We start from the raw sequence: 20,876 nt of genomic DNA on the forward strand, positions 1-20,876 counted from the left end.
CAACGTCCTCCAGCGGCTCTTGGCGGCCGCTTCGGTGGCAGAGGGTAGCGGAAGTGGGGGGAAGGTCAATGCGCTCTCCTTCCCCCCCTTGCGGGAGAAGTGGGCGCGCCGGCGCTACGCCGCCTTCAACCGCCCGCTGATGAACCGGAATTCCTGCGACTTGCCGCCAAAGCCGTAGGCCGCCGCCGGCACCTCATGCACCAGCGCATAGCTTTCCTCATGCACGCCGTCGAGCAGGCGGCCGAAGGCGTCGAAGATCGCCTTGAGATAGGCTTCGAGCTCGAGCTTGGTGTTGGTGCCGTCCACCACCTTGATATCGAGCCAGAAGGTGCTGGTCCCGTGCTCGGCGAGCGACTTGCCGCCGGCGAACCAGTGCTGCGGGTCGATATAGCTGACCGCGACCGCGGTGATGGTGGGGTCCTTGCGCAAATGCGTGGCCGTGATCTCGGTTACGTCTTTCGCGATCGCGGCGGAAAGCTTTGCATCCGGCTTGCCGGTGACGCTGATATTGATGATCGGCATTTTTTTCTCCTTCGGGTTCGGCGGCGTCGCGCCGTCGATGGAAGGATCATGTCATCATCATTGAATCAAAAAAAATCGAATTGTTTTTGACAAACACTTCGATATTGTCGAACTATGGAAACACTCGATCCCGATCTGCTGAAGACGTTCCTTGCCTTTGTCGAGGGCGGCTCGCTCGCCAAGGCGGCGTCCGCTGTCGGTCGATCGCCATCGGCGATCACCGCGCAGATGCAGCGGCTGGAGGAGATCGTCGGCGAGCCGTTGCTCAGCCCCCAGGGCAGGGGGCGCGGCCTGACGCCGGCCGGCGAGGACCTTGTCGGCCATGCCAGGCGCATCCTTGCCGTCCACACCGAAGCCTGGCTGGCGCTGAAAGGCGCGCGGGCCGGCGGTCGCATCGCCATCGGCACCACGCAGGACTTTGCCGATCATGGCCTGCCGGAGCTGCTCAGGGCCTTCGCCGCCAGCCATCCGCGCGTCAGGATCGAGTTGCGCGTCGGCCGCTCGCTGGAGCTCGGATCGGCGCTGCAGGCAGGTCAGCTCGACCTTGCGATCACCATGCGCCAGGCGCCATCACCCGATGAAGTAGCGCTGATCAGCGAGCCGATGCTGTGGCTCTCCTCGGAAAAAGGGCTGGCGACGCGGCAGGAAGCGGTGCCGCTGGCGCTGCTCGACCCCTATTGCGGCTTCAGGGAGGCTGCGCTCGATGCGCTCGACGCCGCCGGCCGCCGCTATCGCATCGCCGCCGGCAGTGCCAGTCTTGCCGGCCTGCGCGCGGCGGTCAATGCCGGCATCGCGCTGACGCCGCGCACGTGGCGCTTCGCGCATTCCGGTATTCTAGAGGCGTCTCCCGACCTCGACCTCCCACCCTTGCCGCTCGCCGATTTTGCTATCCGGCTCAGCCGCGAGGCAGGCCGGCCGGCGCGGGATCTGGCCGAGCTTCTCGGCAGCGGCCTGGCGTCCTGAAGAAAAGAAAAAGCCGACCTTTTTGCGGGTCGGCTTCTAGTCGGACGGGTCGAGGGGTTTGGGGGGACTTGGGGGGTGACCCGTCGACCTAACAATGCGTGAGTCGGATGATGGTTCCGTGACCGCGAAAAAAATTTACGAACGCGCCGATTTCGCCTTCATCCAGTCGCGCCCGGCATGCGCGAACACCGCGCCAAGCACGATGGCGCCGCCGACGATGCTGGCGATGGGCGGGATTTCGCCGAGGAACAGCAAGGCAAACAGGATGGCGAACGGCACCTCGGCCGAGCCCAGCAGGCCGGATTCGGCGGCAGGGATCAGCCGCGAGCCCTCCGTCCACAGGATCGAGGCCAGCGCGAAGGAGCAGCCGAAGCTGGCAAGCAGCACCAGGTCGCGGGTCGAGACGGCCAGCGGATCGGTGACGAACCAGCCGAGCACGAAGAGCAGGAAGGCGGACACTGCGCCGGCCCAGACGACGGGCGAATCGTGGAAGGCGCGCACCATGATCATGTAGAGCGCGCTGCCGGCGGTCATCAAAAGCGCCAGGCCATCGCCGAACAGGTGGCCGCTGCCGAGGCCGCCGCCCACCATGATGGCGACGCCGCAAAGCGACACCGCCGCCGCCAGCATCGTCTGCAGCCGGAATTTCTCCCGCACCAGCAGCAAGGCGAGCAGCGCCGCGATGAAGGGCGAGGTCGCGTAGATCACCGCGACATTGGCGACATAGGTGAATTTGAAGGCCGAGATGAAGGCAATGCTGGCGGCCGCACCTTCGACGGCCAGCAGCCAGCCGCGCCAGCCCAGCGTGAGACTCTCGCGCCCGCCCGAACGCCGCCTGCGCCAAAGCACATAAAAGGTGATCAGGATCGAGCCGAAGAAGCCGCGCCAGCAGGTGATGGTCAGCGGATCGGCATGGATCGACTTGGTCAGCACGCCGGTGAGCGCGAAGGCGATCGCCGACGCAGAGACCAGCACGATGCCGAGCGTGCGTTCGGCCGCGATGCTGGCCGCGCCGTGCCTGAGCGTGTCGGGCATGTCGAGAGAATCCGTCATGTCATCAGGCTACGCCTGCCGTCCTGACACCCTGCTGTCAGCAGCAGATACCATCCCATGGCGCAGCCGGCGCGCCTCTGCGCCAGCTCCACCCTTGCGTTGGGGCAGGAGCAGGCGAGCATGTTCGGGGCCTGCAATGATGGACGGACAAAGCCCAATCCGGTAATTTTGAGGATCGCGGATTGATCGGCGTGGCTCATACCAGGGCGTGCGCCAATGCGTGCGTTGCATAAGTCCGGGAGTTTCGATGACTGACGTGATCGATCGACTGGTGAGCGCGATGAACGCGCATCATCTCGACGCTATCACCGCTCTCATCCACGAGAACTATCGCAGCGTCCAGCCGGCGCACCCGGGCAGAGCCTTCGTCGGCCGCGACCAGATGCGAGCCAACTGGCAGGCCATGTTCGCGGGAATTCCTGATTTCCATGCGGCGGTCACGCGCTCGGTCCGGGACGGTGACACGACGTGGGTCGAATGGCATTGGTCGGGTACTCGCTCCGACGGGCAACCCTTCGAGGTGCGCGGTGTCACGCTGTTCGAAATCATCGACGATCAGATTGTGGCCGGGCGGCTGTATCTGGAGGACGTCGAGCGGGAGGTTGTCGGCATCGAAGACGCGGTTGAAGCCCTCTCCGGGCGCCGCCCGCCAACGGCCGGCGGTGGAACCGGTTCGTGACCTCGAGCGCGTGCCACCACCCTACTGCGTCGCCTGGTAGAGTTCGGACGCCGCTTCCTTCAGTGCGCGCCTGCCGTCCGGCCTGAGATACATCATGTGGCCGCCCTCGACGACATCGAGGCGGATCGGCTTGGCGTCGGCGAGCGTGGGAAGCTGGTTCACCAGATAGCGCGAGGCGAGATAGGGCGTGACGAGATCGGTGTAGCCGTTGACGATGACGACGCCGAGCGACGGATTGAGCGAGCGCGCCCGCTGCAGATCGTTCATCACCCCGGCATAACCCTGGCCGGAGGTGCCGTAGTCCCAATTGTGGCTGACCTCGCCGTTGAGCAGCCGGTAGCTGACATCGGTGCGGTAGTTCAGTTCATCGCGCGCATAGCCGACGAAGGCCGAGGTCAGCACCGGCACGCTGCGGTCGAGCACCGGATCGGGGCCGGCGATTTGGGCGCTTTCCGGCGCGATGTCGCTGGTCGCGACCATGGCGTCGTAAGGGCTGAGCACCTTGCCCTTGGCGCGCTGGAATTCGCGCGCGAACAGGCCGGTCCGGACGCGGGCGAAATTGCGCTCGACGAGATGGAGCGGCAGGCCGGTGATTTCCGCTACCCGCCCGCTGGCCAGCTTTCCGCCTTGCTCCAGCCCGCTGTTGAGCGCCGTCAGATAGTCGCCAAGCGCATAGTGCTCGACCTCGGCCAGCCTGTCGCGCAGCGCCTCGCCGCTGACGCCGTCGGCGCGAAGCCGCGCCGCCGCCAGCGAGGGCAGTTCGAGCGCCCAGTGCAACTGGTCGAACTGGTCCGGCCGCACCAGCATGAATTCCAGCGCCGGCGAGATCAGGACGATGCCGCTGGGGCTGAGGCCCACGTCGTCCTGCAGCGTCCTGGCGAGCAGCGCGGCACGGAAGCCGCCATAGCTTTCGCCGGCGAGGAAGAGCGGCGAAGCTGTGCGGCCGTTCTGTGCCAGATAGAGGCGGATGAAGGCGCCGACCGAACTGGCGTCCTGGTCGACGCCCCAGAACGCCTTCGTGTCCTGGTCCGGCGCCTCGCGGCTGTAGCCGGTTCCGACCGGATCGACGAAGACGAGGTCGGTCATGTCGAGCCAACTGTCCGGATTGTCGATAAGCTTCTGCGGCGATGGCAGGAATTCGCCGTCGGCCGCGGTGGCGACGATGCGCGGGCCGAGCGCGCCAAGATGCAGATAGGCCGACGCCGCGCCCGGCCCGCCGTTGAAGACGAAGGTGATCGGACGCTCCTTCGCCGGGGCGGGCGATTGCTGCGTGTAGGCGACGTAGAAGATTTCCGCCGTGACCTCGCCCTTGCCGGACAGAAGCGACAGTGTGCCGGCCTTGGCCTGGTAGTCGAGCTTGCGCTCACCAAGCGTGATCGAATGTTCGGTCACCTGCGGCGGCGGCAGGAGCGACAAGACGCCGCCGGCCGGCGCCGGCCGTTCCGGTGTTTCGGCGGGGGCTGGCTGCGCGAAGGCTGTGAGCGCCAGGAGAACGAGGGGGACGAGCTTCAACTTGGACCGCATGAGACCTCCGCGCCAACGACCTCCGCAAAGGTATGGCCGGAAGGGGCGAAGTCAAAGGGGATGGAACAGAAAGCGTCTCAAGCCTTGGGTTCCTCGCCCCCGCAAAGCGGGAGAGAGGTGTGCGCGAAGCGGACGGAGAAGGGCCTTCGTAGGGCGCTCCCCCTTCTCAACTACGCCGAGCCACCTCTGCCCCACTGTCGTGGGGGCGAGGAACCCAGGCTGGAATATGCTGGCCGCCTTCTATGATGCGTTGAACCGCGTACGACACTCATCCCCCAAACGCCCTCTCCAGCGCCGCGACATCGATCTTCACCATGCCAAGCATTGCCTCCGTGGCTCGTTTGGCGCGCTCGCGGTCGGGATGGGCGGCCATGTCGCCGAGGATTTTCGGCACGATCTGCCACGACAGGCCCCAGCGGTCCTTCAGCCAGCCGCATTGCTCGGCCTTGCCGCCCTTGTCGAGAAAGGCGTTCCAGATGCGGTCGATCTCGGCCTGGCTCTCGAGCTCGACCAGGATCGAGAAGGAATGGTTGAACGGGTCGAGCGGACCGGCTTCGAGCGCGATGAAATTCTGGTCGTCGAGCACGAATTCGATGATCTTGACGCTGCCGGCGGGACCGCTCGGATTGTCCGCCGCCACGTCCGTGGTGCGGCCGATCGCCGAATTGGGAATGGTGGCGACATAGAACTCCACTGCCTGCCGCGCGTCCTTTTCGAACCACAGATGCGAGGTCACCTTGGCCATGCTGGGTCTCCTTTCTGTTGGACAACGGCCGAAGGACGTTCGAGTTTCGCACGATCTGGTCGCCTGCGCCGGCGTGACGCTGAAGGCGGTCGCGACGGTGCTGGAGTTCAAGCTCCGCAACGCCACCGTCGAGGCCGAGGGCGACGTCGATTTTCGCGGCACGCCCGGCGTCGCCCGCGACGCGCCGGTCGGGTTTCGCGAGATCCGGCTGAAATTCGGCCTCGACACCGACGAGCCGCAGGAGCGCATCGATTCGCTGCTGAAGCTCACCGAACGCCACTGCGTGGTGTTCCAGACGATCAACAGCAAGCCGGCGTTGACGGTGAGCGCGGGGCGCTGATCCCCCCCTCGATGAGGGACTGGCTCGCGCTACTGCGCCGACGGCTCCTCCGCATCGCCTTCGTCGGTAAACGGCGAGGCGCTCGGCACGCATTGCACGGCCCAGCCCTGCGGTGTCGGCTGCTTCTGATATTCGGCAATCGCATTGGTGCACTGTTCGCGGGTGTCGAAGGTGCTGGGCAGCACCACCATGCCGCCTTGCGGGCCGGCGATCACCAGATACCAGACCAACGCGACACTGGGAGTGGCAGCCATGGGAATTCCTCTTTGCTCGATGTGGGAGTCGGACCGATCCTAGCAACTCCCCGCAAATGGCGAAAGCAGGGCGGCGGAACACGCTTCCGCCAACCCGTTCACAGACCCGTGAAGAGGGCTTTCGCCCAAAGCAATTCCAGGAAAAGTGTGAAGCGGTTTTCCGTCAGGAATTGCGTCAAACAAAGCAATTCCAGGAAAAGTGTGAAGCGGTTTTCCGGTTAGGAGTTGCGGCAAACAAAGCAATTCCAGGAAAAGTGCGAAGCAGTTTTCCGTCAGGAATTGCGTCAAACAAAGCAATTCCAGGAAAAGTGTGAAGCGGTTTTCCGGTTAGGAGTTGCGGCAAACCAAGCACGATAGATCAGTTCGTCGTTCCGCGAGACGACGAACCGATCCGGAGTGCTCACTCGACTGCGAAGCAGTAGAACAGGCCGTCGCCGCCGGTGCCCTTCAGCGCCTCCTGGCTGCAGCCGCCGCGCGAGGGATGCGAGGAATTCCATGATTTCGCCGCCGCCGAATCGTCCAACCCGCTGCGGTCGTGATGGCCCATCATGACGGCGCCCTCCGCGCCGCTCATCGTCCAGTCGCCGCGGGTCTGGTCGGCGATCTTCGTGCCGTCGGGCTTCGAGCCGGTCAGCACGTCATGCCGGTTGGGCTTGTCGCCGCGGCCGTTGACCACTTCGCCTTTCTCGTTGAGCGCCGTCTGCTTGGTGATGCCGTTGGCGTCGCCGTGCAGCGAGGCGACATCGTCGGCGATCTTCTCGCCTTTGGCGTTGAACCAGGGACCCTTGCCGATGCGGTCGCGCGCATCCTCGGCGCTGGTGGAAAGATAGGCGTGCCAGGTCTTGCCGGTGACGCCGGCCGCCTCCGCCAGCGAGGCGCAATGCGCGTCAGCACCCTTCAGGCCGCCGAGATCGGCGCCCTTGCCGGAGCCGACACTGGTGACGAAGAAACTCGTCTTGGCGTCTTGCGACAGCGCCGCGCCTGCCGTGGCGGCAAGAGCGGCGGCCACCGCGGTGGCGGCAACGAGAAGAAGTCTGCGCATGTCGATCCTCCGGTTTTCGAATGTCTACATTCGAAGAACGTTGCCGGAGGCCTGTTTAATCCGCCTCAAACCCAGCTTTGTCGGGTCTATTCGGGCTGCCGGTAGGCGACGAAGCGGTTGTGCTTGGCCTGGAAGATCAAGCCGGTCTGCTTCAACGCAGGGCTCGCCAGCGGCACGATGCGTTTGGCGATCTCCAAAGGGTGCGGCAGAGCCTCCGGATCCTCGCCGGGCATGGCCTGGGCGCGCATCGCCGTGCGGGTGGCGCCCGGATCGGCGGCGTTGACGCGCAGCGGCAGGCTCTCGGTCTCATGCGCCCAGGAGCGCATCATCGTCTCGACCGCGGCTTTCGAGGCCGCGTAGGGCGCCCAGAAGGCGCGCGCCGAATGCGCCGCGTTGGAGGACATGATGATGGCGCGGCCGGCATCGGAGAGCCGGAGCAGCGGGTCGACCGAGCGGATCAGCCGCCAGGTCGCGGTGACGTTGAGGGTCATCACCTTCTCGAAAGTCTTGGCCTCGACATGGCCGATCGGCGAGACAACGCCGAGGATGGCGGCGTTCGCCACCAATATGTCGAGCTTGCCCCAGCGCTCATGGATCGCGCCGCCCAGCCGGTCGATGCCGGCCATGTCGGTAAGGTCGAGCGGCACCAGCGTGGCCTGTCCGCGGCCGTCGGTCTTGATCTGGTCGTCGAGTTCCTCCAGCCCGCCCACGGTGCGGGCGACCGCAACCACATGCGCGCCGGCCGCCGCCAGTTCCCTGGCGATGAAATAGCCGATGCCGCGCGAGGCGCCGGTGACGACCGCGACGCGGCCGGAGAGGTCGATGGTCATGCGAAAGCTTCCGTGAGGTGGCCCGGCTTATGACCCGCTGCTCGCCAGCAGCGACAGCGTGCGCACATTGTCGTGGCCTTCGAAATCGAGCAGGCGGGTGGGGTACTGGCCGGTGAAGCAGGCGTCGCAGAACTGCGGCTGGTCGTTGTCGCGGCGCGCTTCGCCGACAGCGCGGTAGAGCCCGTCGATCGACAGGAAGCCGAGGGAGTCGACGCGGATGAACTCGGCCATCTCCTCGACCGACATGCGCGATGCCAGGAGCTTCGACTTCTCCGGCGTGTCGACGCCGTAGAAGCACGACGCGCTTGTCGGCGGCGAGGCGATGCGCATATGCACTTCCCTGGCGCCGGCGTCGCGCACCATCTGCACGATCTTCTGGCTGGTGGTGCCGCGCACGATCGAATCGTCGACCAGCACCACGCGCTTGCCCTCGATCATGCGGCGGTTGGCGTTGTGCTTCAGCTTCACGCCCATGTGGCGAATGGAATCGCCAGGCTGGATGAAGGTGCGCCCGACATAGTGGTTGCGGATGATGCCGAGCTCGAAGGGAATCCCCGCTGCCTGGGAAAAGCCGATCGCCGCCGGCGTGCCGGAATCCGGCACCGGCACGACGATATCGGCCTCGACCGGGTTCTCCTGCGCCAGCTCGGCGCCGATGCGCTTGCGGACCTCATAGACGTTGCGGCCCTCGACCGAGGAATCCGGCCGCGCGAAATAGACATATTCGAAGATGCAGAAGCGGGTCTTCTGCGGCTCGAAGGGGAACAGGCTCTCGATGCCCTTGGAGGTGACCACCACCATCTCGCCGGGCTTGATGTCGCGCACGAAGCGGGCGCCGATGATGTCGAGCGCGCAGGTTTCGGAAGCGAGGATCCAGGCGCCGTCGAGGTCGCCCAGCACCAGCGGCCTGATCCCAAGCGGATCGCGGCAGCCGATCATCTTCTTGGCCGTCATCGCCACCAGCGAGAAGGCGCCTTCGACCTGGCGAACCGCGTCGATGAAACGCGAATTCAGATCGCGTTCCTTGCTGGTCGCGACCAGGTGCAGCAGCGTCTCGGTGTCGGAGGTGGACGAGAAGATCGAGCCCTGCTTCTGCAGCACGCGCTGCACGGTGAGCGCATTGGTGAGATTGCCGTTATGGGCGACCGCCAGGCCGCCCTCGGCAAGCTCGGCGAAGAAAGGCTGGATGTTGCGCAGGCCGGCGCCGCCGGTGGTGGCGTAGCGCGTGTGGCCGATGGCGCGGTTGCCCTGCAGACGGTCGATGACGTTCTGCTTGGTGAAGGTATCGCCGATCAGGCCGACATGGCGCTCGACGTGGAACTGGGTACCGTCATAGGAGACGATGCCGGCCGCTTCCTGGCCGCGATGCTGCAGGGCGTGGAGCCCGAGTGTGACGATGGCTGCGGCGTCCTGCCGGCCGAAGATGCCGAACACGCCGCACTCGTCGTGGAAATGATCGTCGGCCTCGGCGGAAAGCACGTCGCCTGCGTCTGCCTTCGGGTCTGCCATGTCGGGCTCAAGCTCCGCTAAAATCGCCATATAGGGCGATCGCTCGTCGAAAGCAACGCATTCACAAAGAGCACGAGGCCGGCCGTCACGGCCGGCCTGAAATCAATTTGCCGGCGCCGGAGCGGGAGCCGGGGCAGGGGCCGGCGTCGGCTCGTTGTCGGCCGGAGCCTCGCCCTCGCTGTCGTCGGGCGCCGGCGCGTTGTCTTCGCCGGTCGCCGGCGGTTCGGCCAGGGGCTGGTCCGTGGTCGGCGGCGTCTCGGTCGTGGCCGTGCCCTTGTGGGTGTATTTGTTGACCAGTTCTTCCGTGTTCTCGGGCAGCACGCTTTCGAGCTTTGCGCCGATCGTCTCCAGCAGCGGCCGCGACTTGGCGTTGGCGACCCAGGCGGGCGCCTTGGCGCCGGCCAGCCAGTTGAAGAACAGAAGCGCCACCGCCACGACCAGGATGCCGCGGGCAGCGCCATAGAGGAAGCCGAGCGTGCGGTCGAGAGCGCCGATGCGCGAATCGATGATCCAGTCGGCGATCTTCATGGTGATCACCGAGACGACGATCAGCGCGATGACGAAGACGACGCCGGCGGCAGCCGCCATGGCGATCTTGTCGTTGTCGACATAGGGCTGAACGTAGGGCAGGACCGGCTTGTAGAAGAAGAAAGCCGCCGCCGCCGCCGCTGCCCAGGAAACCACCGACAGCACCTCGCGGGAAAAGCCGCGCACCATGGCAAGCATTGCCGAGACCAGGGTGAAGCCGACGAGAATTCCGTCAAGCAGCGTAATCGGCATGTCTTTCGCCCCACATCATGAGCCGCATCACTCCTCCTCATCGGCGCGGCTGCGCCGTGAGCCGGCTATGCGCGCCACGAGATCGGCAAGCTCGGTGGGCTGGAAAGCGCCGGCCGCGATTCCCCCGGCCCCATTACCGCCAACGACTTCCTCGCTGCCGAGCGGCAGCACCGCGCTTCCGAAACCCAGCTTCTCGGCCTCTTTGAGGCGCTGCTGCGCATGCGCAACCGGCCTCACCGCGCCCGAAAGGCTGATTTCGCCGAAATAGACGCAATCGGCGGGAAGGGCAAGACCGGTGAGCGAGGAAACCAGCGCCGCGGCAACCGCGAGATCGGCCGCGGGCTCGGAGATGCGGTAGCCACCGGCGACGTTGAGATAGACGTCGTGCTGGCCGAAACGGACGCCGCAATGGGCTTCCAGCACCGCCAGCACCATGGAGAGCCGCGCGCCGTCCCAGCCGACGACGGCGCGGCGCGGCGTGCCGAGCGAGGAGGGCGCGACCAGCGCCTGGATCTCGACGAGAACCGGCCGCGTCCCTTCCATCCCGGCGAAAACCGCGGCGCCGGGCGATTTCGCGTGTCGTTCGCCGAGGAACAGCTCCGACGGATTGGCGACCTCGCGCAGGCCCTTGTCCGACATTTCGAAGACGCCGATCTCGTCAGTCGGCCCGAAACGGTTCTTCACCGTGCGCAGGATGCGGAAGTGATGGTTGCCCTCGCCCTCGAAATAGAGAACGCCGTCGACCATGTGCTCGACGACGCGAGGGCCGGCGATCTGGCCTTCCTTGGTGACATGGCCGACGAGCACGATCGCCGCCCCTGTGGATTTCGCGTAGCGGATCATCGCCTGGGCGGCGGCGCGCACCTGGGTGACGGTGCCCGGGGCCGAATCGGCAAGGTCGGTCCACAGCGTCTGGATGGAATCGAGGATGACGAGGTCCGGCCGCTTGCCGTCGGCTATCGTTGCCAGGATGTCCTCGACATTGGTCTCCGCGGCGAGCTCGACCGGCGTCGAGGCGACGCCGAGACGCTGCGCTCTCAGCCTGATCTGCGCGACCGCTTCCTCGCCCGAGACATAGACGATGCGGTGGCCCTTCGAGGCCAAGGCCGCCGCTGCTTGCGTAAGCAGCGTCGATTTGCCGATGCCGGGATCGCCGCCGACCAGAAGCGCCGAGCCGCGCACGAAGCCGCCGCCGGTGGCGCGGTCGAGCTCGCCGATGCCCGACACGATGCGCGGCGCATCCTCGATGTCGCCGGACAAGCTGGTCAGCACCACGGCGCGGCCCTTGCGGGCGTTGCGCGTGTTCGCCGGTCCGGAGCCGATGCCGCCGGCCGTGCCTTCCTCGACCAGCGTGTTCCACTCGCCGCAGGCATCGCATTTGCCCGCCCAGCGCTGATGCACCGAGCCGCAATTCTGGCAGATGAACTGAACGCGGGACTTGGCCATTAGGCGCGGCCCGATATTGGATAGGCCGGCGGGACAGCGCCCCCCTCTGTCCTGCCGGACATCTCCCCCTCTAGGGGGGAGATTAGCAGTTTCGCCGACGGCGCCCATCTCGCAACGTCGGGGATTGGCGAAAGCCGACGCGACATCCAATCTCCCCCCTTGAGGGGGAGATGTCCGGCAGGACAGAGAGGGGGGTGACGGAGTGAGGCCTGCCGCAAGCTCACTCAAACCTCTCCGGCAGATGATGCTCCTCCGCCAGATCGGAGAACCGCGTGAATTCGCCGTGGAAGGCCAGGCTCACCGTGCCTGTCGGTCCGTGGCGCTGCTTGGCCACGATGCACTCGGCCTTGCCGCGCGCCTCGTTCATCTCGTTTTCCCACTTGACGTATTCCTCGGTTCCGAGCTTCGGCTCGCGGTTCTTGAGGTAGTATTCCTCGCGGTAGACGAACAGCACCACGTCGGCGTCCTGCTCGATGGAGCCTGATTCGCGCAGGTCCGAGAGCTGCGGGCGCTTGTCGTCGCGGCTTTCGACCTGACGCGACAGCTGCGACAGCGCGATGATCGGCACGCCGAGCTCCTTGGCCAAAGCCTTCAGGCCGGTGGTGATCTCGGTGATTTCCTGCACGCGGTTCTGCGAAGCGCGGGCGCTCGAGCCCTGCATCAGCTGGATATAGTCGATGACGATGAGGTCGAGGCCGCGCTGGCGCTTCAGCCGCCGCGCGCGGGCGGAGAGCTGGGCGATGGAAATGCCGCCGGTTTGGTCGATGAACAGCGGGATCTTCTGCATCGTCTGCGAGCAGGCGACCAGCTTCTCGAAATCCATCTCGGTGATCTCGCCGCGGCGGATCTTCGACGATGAAATTTCGGTCTGCTCGGAGATGATGCGGGTGGCAAGCTGCTCCGACGACATTTCCAGCGAGAAGAAGCCGACGACGCCGCCATTGGCCGCCTTGAACGAACCGTCGGCCTGCTGCGCCGGCACGTAAGCCTCGGCGATGTTGAAGGCGATGTTGGTGGCCAGGGAGGTCTTGCCCATGCCGGGGCGTCCGGCGAGCACGATCAGGTCGGACGGCTGCAGGCCGCCCATGCGGCGGTCGAGGTCGCGCAGGCCCGTGGCGATGCCCGACAGATGGCCGTCGCGCATATAGGCGGCATTGGCCATGTCGACGGCGGTCTTGACCGCGTCGTTGAAGCTTTCGAAGCCGCCGTCGTAGCGGCCTGTTTCCGCCAACTCGAAAAGACGCCGCTCGGCGTCCTCGATCTGGTCGGAGGGCGACATGTCGACCGGCGCGTCATAGGCGATGTTGACCATGTCCTCGCCGACGGTGATCAGCGCCCGGCGCGTGGCGAGATCGTAGATGGCGCGTCCGTAGTCGGTGGCGTTGACGACGGTGACGGCCTCGACGGCCAGCCGTACGACATATTGCGCCACCGTCATGTCGCCGACCTTCTCCTCCGCCGGCAGGAAGGTCTTCAGCGTGATCGGCGTCGCGATCTTGCCCATCCGGATGAGCTCCGCGGCGACCTCGAAGATCCGGCGGTGCAGCGGCTCGTAGAAATGCGCGGGCTTCAGGAAATCGGAAACGCGGTAGAAGGCGTCGTTGTTGACGAGGATTGCGCCAAGCAGCGCCTGCTCGGCCTCGATGTTGTTCGGTGCCTCGCGATAAAGCGGTTGCTCCGCCACGCCGAGTTTGCGCGCTGCTTCTGCCATGTTGTCCCCGATTCCGATCCCGGCCTCTCGATATCAGAACGAGACGGATCGGGTGCTGACCTTTCTGCAACACTGCGTGTCGATGCGGGTTGGATTCACGTTGTTCACAGGAACGCCGGGCCATCCACAGGACAGTATTCCGGTGGCCCGATTCCGGTTGACTCGGCAAGGGGCGATTCTTAGTTGCAAGGATGGAACGAAGCAAGAACAATTTTGACGGCTAGTTGGTCTTGTGGGTCGCTCGCGGCAGACTGTTCATGCCCGCTTGGGCAGAGCGGCACCGTCGGGGATTAGCCGAAACGCTTATCATGTCGTCATTCTATGGCGGAGCAAGGAGCGAAGCGACGCGGCGCAGACCATAGAATCCATGCCGTTACCTCGGAGCGTTGCTGCGGCGCAGAATGACCTTAGTTCTGCACCGCTTTTACTCCTCGCACAACGTCACGGAATGGATCCTCGGGTCTGCGCGACGCTGCGCGTCGCTCCGCCCGTGGATGACGAAGTTCAGGCGCTTCGGCTAACCTCCGAGGTAGACGACGCTCCCTCCTCAATGTCGTCAGGGTATGCGGCCTATCCCACCGTGTCGCCCCAATCCGCCCGCCGTGCGGCCTTGAACAAGTCGCCGTCGCGCTTGCTGAACAGGCGCTCGCCGGCACTGCCGTCAGGCCGGCAAAGCTTGAGCACCACCTTGCCGGAGCCTGTCTTTGGCGGCGCGATCACCCGCGCCGCGCGCGCCGGCGCGGGATGACGCGAAGCGGCGAGGTAGATGAACTTCTCATCCTCCCACGGCACGTCGGCATCCTTGGCCAGCCGATGCAGGCGCGAGCGGGCCACGCGCCGCGAGAAGTGGCACCAGTCGGGCGGCAGGAGCGGGCAGGGCGCGTCATGCGGGCAGGGCGCCGAGACATGCGCGCCGGCTTCGACAAGCTGCCTTCGCGCGGCAAGGATGCGCTGCCAGCCGGCCGGCGTGCCGGGCTCGACGACGAGCAGCGTGTCGGACGTCAGGCGCCAGAGCCGGTCGACCAGCTTCCTCAGCGATGCCGGTGCGATCTCGTCCAGGACATAGGTCGCGCTGACGAGGTCGGCGGGCTCGAGACCATCGAGATCGATGGTGGCGTCGCCGGCAATCCAGTCGGTCGGGACGGCGATCGCGCCGGCGGCCAGCGACTGGCCAACCTTGCGCGCCGCGGCGCTCGCCTCGACCAGCACCGCCTGTTGGAGCTCAGGCCAGGCGTCGGCCGTGGCCCAGAGCATCGTGCCAGGCCCGGTGCCGATGTCGAGCAGGCTTTTCGGCTGGAAATCGGGACGGGCTTCGGTCAGCGCGTCGGCGCAGGCGCGGACGGCGGCGTAAGTGGCGGGCAGCCTGGTCGCCAGGTAGGCCTTCACCGCCATGTCTTCCGCCATGTGCAGGCGGCCGTCGCGCAGCTCGGCGCGGTAGCGCTCGGACAGCGTCTTGGCGGCTTGTTTCAGCGCCGGCAGCGGCACCTTCTCGAGCAGGCTGTCGATGCCTTGCCGCAGCGGGGCGGGGAGCTCCATGTCAGGCTCCCCTTGGCGCGAGCAGGATGACCGAAGCGCCAGCGATGCAGAGCGCGGCACCCACCAGGTCGAAACGGTCTGGACGCACGCCCTCGATCAGCCACAGCCACCCGAGCGAGGCGGCGATGTAGATGCCGCCATAGGCGGCGTAAGCGCGACCGGCGGCATTCGTGTCGACCAGCGCCAAAAGCAAGCCGAAAAGGGCAAGCGAGACGAGGCCGGGAACCAGCCACAGCGGCGACTTCGCCAGCCGCCACCAGGCCCAGAACGAAAAGCAGCCGGCGATCTCGGCAAGGGCGGCTGCGATGTAGATGAGATAGGTCATGAAAAAGGCCTCGCGAACGAGACCTTTTTCGTGGCGTCAGGCCGCAATGGCAAGCGGCAAATCGGCGGCGGTTCTACTCCACCGCCTTCCGTCTGCGCGTTGGCTTGGCCGCAGGCTTCGCCGGCTCCTGATGGCCGAGGTCGCGCATTTCCAACGCCTTCTCGCATTTGGCCATGTAGTCGCGCGTCACCGGCAACGTGTCGTTCTTCTTGGCGAGTTGGATCTGGAAGATGACGAGATCCTGCCAGCGGAAGGCGGCTTCCGAGGCGGCGAGGTAGAATTCCCACATGCGGCAGAAGCGCTCGTCATAGATCGCCTTGGCCTTGTCGCGGTTGGCGGCAAAGCGCATGCCCCAGTGCTTCAGCGTCTCGGCATAATGCAGCCTGAGCATCTCGATGTCGGTGACCACCAGGCCTGACTTCTCGATTGCCGGCATCACTTCGGAAAGGGCCGGGACGTAGCCGCCGGGGAAGATGTATTTACGGACGAAGGCACTGGTCGCCCACGGCACGCCGGAACGGCCGATGGTGTGGAGTAGCATCACGCCGTCGGGCTTCAAGAGCGTCGCCGCCTTGTCGAAGAAGGTGCGGTAGTGGTTGACGCCGACATGCTCGAACATGCCGACCGAGACGATGCGGTCGAAGCGTTCGTTGAGGGCGCGGTAATCCTTGAGATCGAAATGCACCCGGCCCTGCAGGCCCATCGCATGCGCGCGGTCGGTGGCGACGCCGTGCTGCTCGGTCGACAGCGTCACGCCCTGCACGTCGACATCGAATGCCTTGGCGAGATAGAGGCTGAGCCCGCCCCAGCCTGAGCCGATGTCGAGCACCGTCTGTCCGGGCTTCAGCCTCAACTTGGCGGCGATGTGGCGCTTCTTGGCAACCTGCGCTTCGTCCAGCGTCATGTCGGGCTGTTCGAAATAGGCGCAGGAATACTGCATGTCCTCGTCGAGGAAGAGCTTGTAGAGCTCGCCCGACAGGTCGTAGTGGCGCTGCACGTTGCGGCGCGAGCGCGAGGCTGTATTGATCTGCTGCAGTCGGCGGAAGGCGTGGCGCAGGCCCTCGATCGCTTTCGACCAGGTCGCGTCGATGCCGCCGCTGCCCATATTCTGGAAGGCGATGCGCATCATGCCAAGCACGCCGCCCTCGAGAATGTCGAGCTCGCCGTCCATATAGGCTTCCGGCACCGCCAGCATCGGGTCGAAGCTTATGGCGCGCTCGGCATGCCTGGTCTTGATGTGCATGTGCACCGGCTCGCCGCTGCCGTCGCCGAACGTGACGGCCGAGCCCTTGGGCCCTGTAACCTTGAGGTTGCCGACCCGCACCAGGCGATCGAGAATGCGCTTCAACAGGATATTCATGACCAAATGTCCCCTCAGACGGACCATCCGGCGGCCGGACCGAACGCCAAATCGAAAGTGCCACAGCGCATCGCCCGCGTCCAATCGACGCGCCAGGCTGTAGTCTGCAACAAGATATAGGGGCTAGAAAAGTTCCGATTGGCATAAAAAAGCCCGGGTCGGAGACCCGGGCGTTAGTCCAGTATTGATTGAACAACGAAGCGGCCGGAACTGCGCCTCGGCCGGGTTGATCAAGGATGTTGTCGATCAGGCGTTGTCTTCGCCGCCTTCGAACTCGGCGCTCGGGTCGAAGAAGTTCTCCGGCCGGGCGTTGTCGTTGATGTCTTCGCCATAGATGGCTTCGGCCGTCGTCAGCGTCTCGCCCTTGGCCTGGCGCTCCGCCTCGTCGGCCGAACGGGCGACGTTGAGCGTCACGGTGACCTCGACCTCCGGATGCAGCGCGATCGCCACATTGGAGAGGCCGATGGTCTTGATCGGCTGGTTGAGCTCGATCTGGTTGCGGTTGACGGTGAAGCCTTCCGCGGTCAACAGTTCGGCGATGTCGCGGGTCGATACCGAGCCGTAGAGCTGACCGGTCTCGCCGGCCGAGCGCACGACGATGAAGCTCTTGCCGTCGAGCTTCTCCGCGATCTGCGAGGCCTCCGACTTGCGCTCGAGGTTACGGGCTTCGAGCTGGGCGCGCTGGCCCTCGAACTTCTTCTTGTTGGCTTCGTTGGCGCGCAGCGCCTTGCCCTGCGGGAGCAGGAAGTTGCGGGCGAACCCGTCCTTGACCTTGACGGTGTCGCCCATCTGGCCGAGGCGGGAAATGCGCTCGAGGAGAATGACTTCCATGGTTTCGTTCCTTTCGTCTGGGCAGCCGATGCGCGATCGGCACCGATTGTTCGGAACAGGTCAGGAAGCAAAGAGGCGTTGCCGCCGGTGTCGCTGTCCTGCCTGTCGCGGCAGTTAGGGGTTTTTGACCCCAACTCGGGATTTGATGCTCGAACCGGTCGTGCCCGTCACGGCCGGGAAGAAGCGGGCGGCAAGCCGCCCGCTCGAGAATATCAGCGAACCACGTAGGGCAGCAGGCCGAGGAAGCGGGCGCGCTTGATCGCCTTGGCGAGCTCGCGCTGCTTCTTCTGGCTGACGGCGGTGATGCGCGAGGGCACGATCTTGCCGCGCTCGGAAATGTAGCGCTGCAGGAGACGCACGTCCTTGTAGTCGATCTTCGGGGCGTTGGCGCCGGAGAAGGGGCAGGTCTTGCGGCGGCGATGGAACGGGCGCCGGGTCGGGATCTGGTTGATGTCGACCATTATTCTGCACCCCCTTCAACGTTTTCGCGCGGACGGCGCGGACCACGGTCGCCGCCGTCACGGTCGCCGAACGAACGCGGGCCACGATCGCCGCGGTCGCGGTCGCCGAACGAGCGCGGGCCACGGTCGCCGCGGTCGCGGTCGCCGAAGCCGCCGCGCTCGGAGCGCTCCTCGCGCTTCTGCATCATCGCCGAGGGACCTTCCTCATGCGCCTCGACCTTGACGGTCAGGAAGCGAAGGACGTCCTCGGACAGGCCCATCTGGCGCTCCATTTCGTTGAGCGCCGCCGGCGGGCAGTTGATGTCCATCAGCGTGTAGTAAGCCTTCCGGTTCTTCTTGACCCGGTAGGTGAGGGACTTCAGTCCCCAGTTCTCGATCCGGCCGACCGATCCGCCATTGGCGGCGATGACACCCTTGTACTGTTCGACAAGCGCATCGACCTGCTGCTGCGACAGGTCCTGCCGGGCAAGAAACACATGTTCGTAAAGAGCCATTATGTTTTTCTGCCTTTCTTCGTTTCTCTTACCGGCCCTCGCGGCTAAGCCTCTGCAACTTGTCTGACCCGAACGCGAAGGAGCGGGGAAGAAAGGAGCATCGCGAGACGGTCGAGAGCGGAGACACGGGAGGCCAAAAGCGCTTCTGGCTTCATGACGTGGCCTTCGAAAAGCCACGGCCCTCCGTTCAGCCCCCAGCAAGGACCGGCAGATTGCCGGCGTCTATACAGCAATTCGCCAGGAAGGCAAGGGCGGGAGACAGGATCGACGATTCCACGATGCCGCATGGCCGGAAATCTCCGGCGCTCGCGCAAATAGTGACAGGCTCAGCTCGTATGCGCGACGAGCGGGACGACCGTTTCGGGGAAGAAGTCGGGCGCGACGCGGCGCTTGCCGAACATCATGTCGTACTGGATCAGCCGGAAATCGTTGATCCGCGGATCGATTTTCTTTTGTCTCGCCCACTCGGGCGTCGCCTCGCCAAAGCGCGACAGCAAAAGGTTGCGGTCGACCACCCGGTAACGTTGGCGCAGCGCGCCGAGGAAGCCGGTGTAGTAGGGGTGGGAAATCCCCGCCGTGGTGAGGATATGGTAAGGCAGGAAGGCCGGGCTTACCGAGCCCAGGTTCTCTACCGGGCCGGAGCGGTTCGACCAGATGATCAGCGGCGTGTCGTGATGCTCGAGCGCGGCTTCTGGTGTCGGCTCCTTGCGTGGCGCGACATTGTCCTTGAGGAAGCCGGTCTCGACATAGACAGGGCCGAGCGGCGGCAGATGGTCGCCGAAGAAGGCGACGACGGTCGGCCGCTCGCGCTTTTTCGCCCACTCGATCAGGCGCTGCAGGCCGCGATCGGCATCGGCCGAGCCTTCGGCATAGGAGAGCAGCGATTCCCGTGCCCAGGTGCTGATCGGCGCGTTGATCGCATGGGTTGGATTGTAGTAGCGGTAGGGCTCGTAGGGCCCGTGGTTCTGCAGGCTGACCGCGAACAGGAACACCGGGTCCTCGCTGGCGTCGGCCTCGCGGATGATCTCGTCGGTCATCGCCGCGTCGGAAGCCAGCGGCCCGCGTTTTTCCAGCGGCGGCAGCGTTTCTTCCGAGCGGAAGTCGTTGAAGCCGAAATCGGCATAGACGGCGCCTCGGTTCCAGAACCAATTGGTGCCAGGGTGGATGGCGCGCGCCCTATAACCTTCGCTCTTCAGGAAGGTCGCCAGTGACGGCGTCGGCGTACGCACGTACTGTTGGTAGGGGATCGAGCCGGCCGGCAGGAAGGCGTTGGAGAAGCCGGTCAGCGCCTCGAACTCGATATTGGCGGTCATGCCGCCGAATTCCGGCGAGAACATCGAGCCCGAGCGCAGCGCGCGCACGGTCGGGATCGGATCCGGCTTGATGCTGACGCCGGGAAGCCCCGTTGGATCCCAGAAGGATTCGCTCATCACCACGATGATGTCGGGCTTCTGGTCCGGCACCGAGGCGGCAACCTCCGGGCGCGTGATCGCGTCCAGCGTCTTGTCGTCATAGCCAGGCGGCGCCGAGACATGTGCCATCGGCACGTTCATCGCGAAGGCGAGCGCGAAGCCGTTGGAGGCGTAGTTCTCCTTCTGGTCCCACATGATCGGGATGATCTGCAGCCTGTCGCGCGTCCACGAGAAGGTGGCGTAGTCCATGATCGAGACGAAGAAGGCGAGCAGCGGCACGGCCAGCGACAGCCGCGCCAGCCGTCCCTTGCGGCTGAGGATCGGCACGCGCCGGCGCCAGAGCCGCCAGCCATAGACGAGCAGTGTCAGGCTGGCGACGATGGCCGCGCCGAGCATCACTGCGGTCCAGGGCCGCTCGCGCACCAGAAGCGGCATCAGGGCCATGATCTGGCGGGCATAGAGGAAATCGGTCGGATAGAGCGGATCGCCGAGATAGTGCGATTTCTGGTGACCGACAAAGGCCAATGCCAGCGTCAGCGGCGCGACGATCATCAGGCTCTGATGGCTGCGGCCGAGTATGGCGTCGAGCCCGATCAGCACCAGCGCAAAGACGATGATCGTGGTCCAGCCGGGCTTGAAGGGCTGCAGGAAGAAGTCGACCGTGCCGAAGAAGTCGCCGCGCACGATCCATTCGATGGCGAACACCAGAAGGGCGGAGGCGAGCAGCGTTGCGAGGCCGTAGCGGACAATCGGCCATCTCCGGCCCGGCAGATAGCCGGTGGACGGATCGTCTTCCAAAAATTGCGGCGCGGGCTTGGCCGCGCCTTTCCTGATCCTAGCCACTTTGCTTCCCCGGCCCATGTTACGCGTCTTCCACTCGCGTCACGCCACTGTCATCGAAATGTCACGCAAAGCTAGCGCCTGTGGCGGAAATAAGAAGAGCCAGCAAACGATTCGTGAGCGGTTTTCATCAGGTGTGATCGCCAAAAAGCCTTTTTGGAACAGGCAACTCGGCAGGTTTTCCGGCCGAAATAGGCGCTGAGCCGGCGACAGCGGGCT

General features: G+C 65.3%; 20 protein-coding genes and 1 pseudogene. 3 read left to right on the plus strand and 18 right to left on the minus strand.

The genetic code is table 11. The features are described 5' to 3' along the window. Positions 1-114: 114 nt before the first annotated feature. Positions 115-522 (minus strand): 4-oxalocrotonate tautomerase family protein, encoded by a 408-nt coding sequence (locus EN874_RS22550; protein ID WP_127427354.1) that lies wholly within the window; start codon positions 520-522, stop codon positions 115-117. Between the two features lie 114 nt (positions 523-636). Between EN874_RS22550 and EN874_RS22555 the strand changes: the two genes are divergently transcribed. Continuing rightward, the gene (locus EN874_RS22555) at positions 637-1,485 is read left to right on the plus strand and encodes a LysR substrate-binding domain-containing protein (RefSeq protein ID WP_127427355.1); all 849 of its coding nucleotides are present in this window, start codon (positions 637-639) and stop codon (positions 1,483-1,485) included. A gap of 135 nt (positions 1,486-1,620) precedes the next feature. Here the strand turns inward: EN874_RS22555 and EN874_RS22560 are convergent, their stop codons facing one another. Then, positions 1,621-2,538: a DMT family transporter gene (locus EN874_RS22560; RefSeq protein ID WP_245513627.1), complete on the minus strand. Its 918-nt coding sequence runs from the start codon at positions 2,536-2,538 to the stop codon at positions 1,621-1,623. Between the two features lie 247 nt (positions 2,539-2,785). Here EN874_RS22560 and EN874_RS22565 point away from each other — a divergent pair, with 247 nt between their 5' ends. Continuing rightward, positions 2,786-3,217, plus strand: coding sequence for a nuclear transport factor 2 family protein (locus tag EN874_RS22565; RefSeq protein ID WP_127427356.1), 432 nt, complete (start codon positions 2,786-2,788; stop codon positions 3,215-3,217). Positions 3,218-3,238: 21 nt separating this feature from the next. Here EN874_RS22565 and EN874_RS22570 read toward each other — a convergent pair whose 3' ends face one another. After that, entirely contained in the window at positions 3,239-4,741 is a 1,503-nt protein-coding gene (locus tag EN874_RS22570) for a peptidase S10 (protein WP_127427357.1), read from the minus strand. Between the two features lie 268 nt (positions 4,742-5,009). Next, a complete protein-coding gene (locus EN874_RS22575) occupies positions 5,010-5,486 on the minus strand; it encodes a VOC family protein (protein WP_127427358.1) in 477 nt (158 codons plus the stop codon). 55 nt (positions 5,487-5,541) lie between these two features. On the opposite strand from EN874_RS22575, the pseudogene EN874_RS22580 reads away from it, so the two are divergent. Beyond that, positions 5,542-5,826, plus strand: a pseudogene (locus EN874_RS22580) (OsmC family protein); the annotation flags it as partial. Between the two features lie 29 nt (positions 5,827-5,855). Here the strand turns inward: EN874_RS22580 and EN874_RS22585 are convergent. The 14 genes from EN874_RS22585 to EN874_RS22655 all read right to left on the minus strand — a co-directional run bounded on the left by EN874_RS22585 (position 5,856) and on the right by EN874_RS22655 (position 20,678). Further along, positions 5,856-6,080, minus strand: coding sequence for a hypothetical protein (locus EN874_RS22585; protein ID WP_124996320.1), 225 nt, complete (start codon positions 6,078-6,080; stop codon positions 5,856-5,858). A 400-nt stretch (positions 6,081-6,480) separates the two neighbouring features. Then, complete coding sequence (locus EN874_RS22590) at positions 6,481-7,122, minus strand: hypothetical protein (RefSeq protein WP_127427359.1); 642 nt, start codon at positions 7,120-7,122, stop codon at positions 6,481-6,483. 86 nt (positions 7,123-7,208) lie between these two features. Further along, a complete protein-coding gene (locus tag EN874_RS22595; RefSeq protein WP_127427360.1) occupies positions 7,209-7,952 on the minus strand; it encodes an SDR family NAD(P)-dependent oxidoreductase in 744 nt (247 codons plus the stop codon). Between the two features lie 27 nt (positions 7,953-7,979). Beyond that, positions 7,980-9,461 (minus strand): amidophosphoribosyltransferase, encoded by a 1,482-nt coding sequence (purF, locus tag EN874_RS22600; protein WP_127427361.1) that lies wholly within the window; start codon positions 9,459-9,461, stop codon positions 7,980-7,982. A 102-nt stretch (positions 9,462-9,563) separates the two neighbouring features. Next, entirely contained in the window at positions 9,564-10,241 is a 678-nt protein-coding gene (locus tag EN874_RS22605; protein ID WP_126084981.1) for a CvpA family protein, read from the minus strand. Between the two features lie 27 nt (positions 10,242-10,268). Then, on the minus strand, positions 10,269-11,687 hold the full coding sequence (gene radA / locus EN874_RS22610; protein ID WP_127427362.1) for a DNA repair protein RadA: 1,419 nt from the start codon (positions 11,685-11,687) through the stop codon (positions 10,269-10,271). Positions 11,688-11,907: 220 nt separating this feature from the next. After that, positions 11,908-13,398 carry a replicative DNA helicase gene (locus EN874_RS22620; RefSeq protein WP_127427363.1) on the minus strand — a complete coding sequence of 497 codons (1,491 nt, stop codon included), beginning with the start codon at positions 13,396-13,398 and terminating at the stop codon, positions 11,908-11,910. Between the two features lie 570 nt (positions 13,399-13,968). Then, on the minus strand, positions 13,969-14,934 hold the full coding sequence (locus EN874_RS22625; protein WP_127427364.1) for a small ribosomal subunit Rsm22 family protein: 966 nt from the start codon (positions 14,932-14,934) through the stop codon (positions 13,969-13,971). A 1-nt stretch (position 14,935) separates the two neighbouring features. Then, positions 14,936-15,259 carry a YnfA family protein gene (locus tag EN874_RS22630; protein ID WP_127427365.1) on the minus strand — a complete coding sequence of 108 codons (324 nt, stop codon included), beginning with the start codon at positions 15,257-15,259 and terminating at the stop codon, positions 14,936-14,938. Between the two features lie 73 nt (positions 15,260-15,332). Continuing rightward, entirely contained in the window at positions 15,333-16,619 is a 1,287-nt protein-coding gene (locus tag EN874_RS22635) for a cyclopropane-fatty-acyl-phospholipid synthase family protein (protein ID WP_127427366.1), read from the minus strand. Positions 16,620-16,865: 246 nt separating this feature from the next. Next, on the minus strand, positions 16,866-17,450 hold the full coding sequence (rplI, locus tag EN874_RS22640) for a 50S ribosomal protein L9 (protein WP_127427367.1): 585 nt from the start codon (positions 17,448-17,450) through the stop codon (positions 16,866-16,868). Between the two features lie 212 nt (positions 17,451-17,662). After that, positions 17,663-17,911: a 30S ribosomal protein S18 gene (gene rpsR, locus EN874_RS22645; RefSeq protein ID WP_006203718.1), complete on the minus strand. Its 249-nt coding sequence runs from the start codon at positions 17,909-17,911 to the stop codon at positions 17,663-17,665. Then, positions 17,911-18,405, minus strand: a complete 495-nt coding sequence (gene rpsF, locus EN874_RS22650) for a 30S ribosomal protein S6 (protein WP_127427368.1) — start codon at positions 18,403-18,405, stop codon at positions 17,911-17,913. Before rpsF ends, rpsR begins: the two co-directional genes overlap by 1 nt. A 326-nt stretch (positions 18,406-18,731) precedes the next feature. After that, positions 18,732-20,678, minus strand: coding sequence for an LTA synthase family protein (locus EN874_RS22655; RefSeq protein WP_127427369.1), 1,947 nt, complete (start codon positions 20,676-20,678; stop codon positions 18,732-18,734). Positions 20,679-20,876: the final 198 nt, after the last annotated feature.

Source organism: Mesorhizobium sp. M1D.F.Ca.ET.231.01.1.1, assembly GCF_003999155.2.
Lineage (GTDB): Bacteria > Pseudomonadota > Alphaproteobacteria > Rhizobiales > Rhizobiaceae > Mesorhizobium.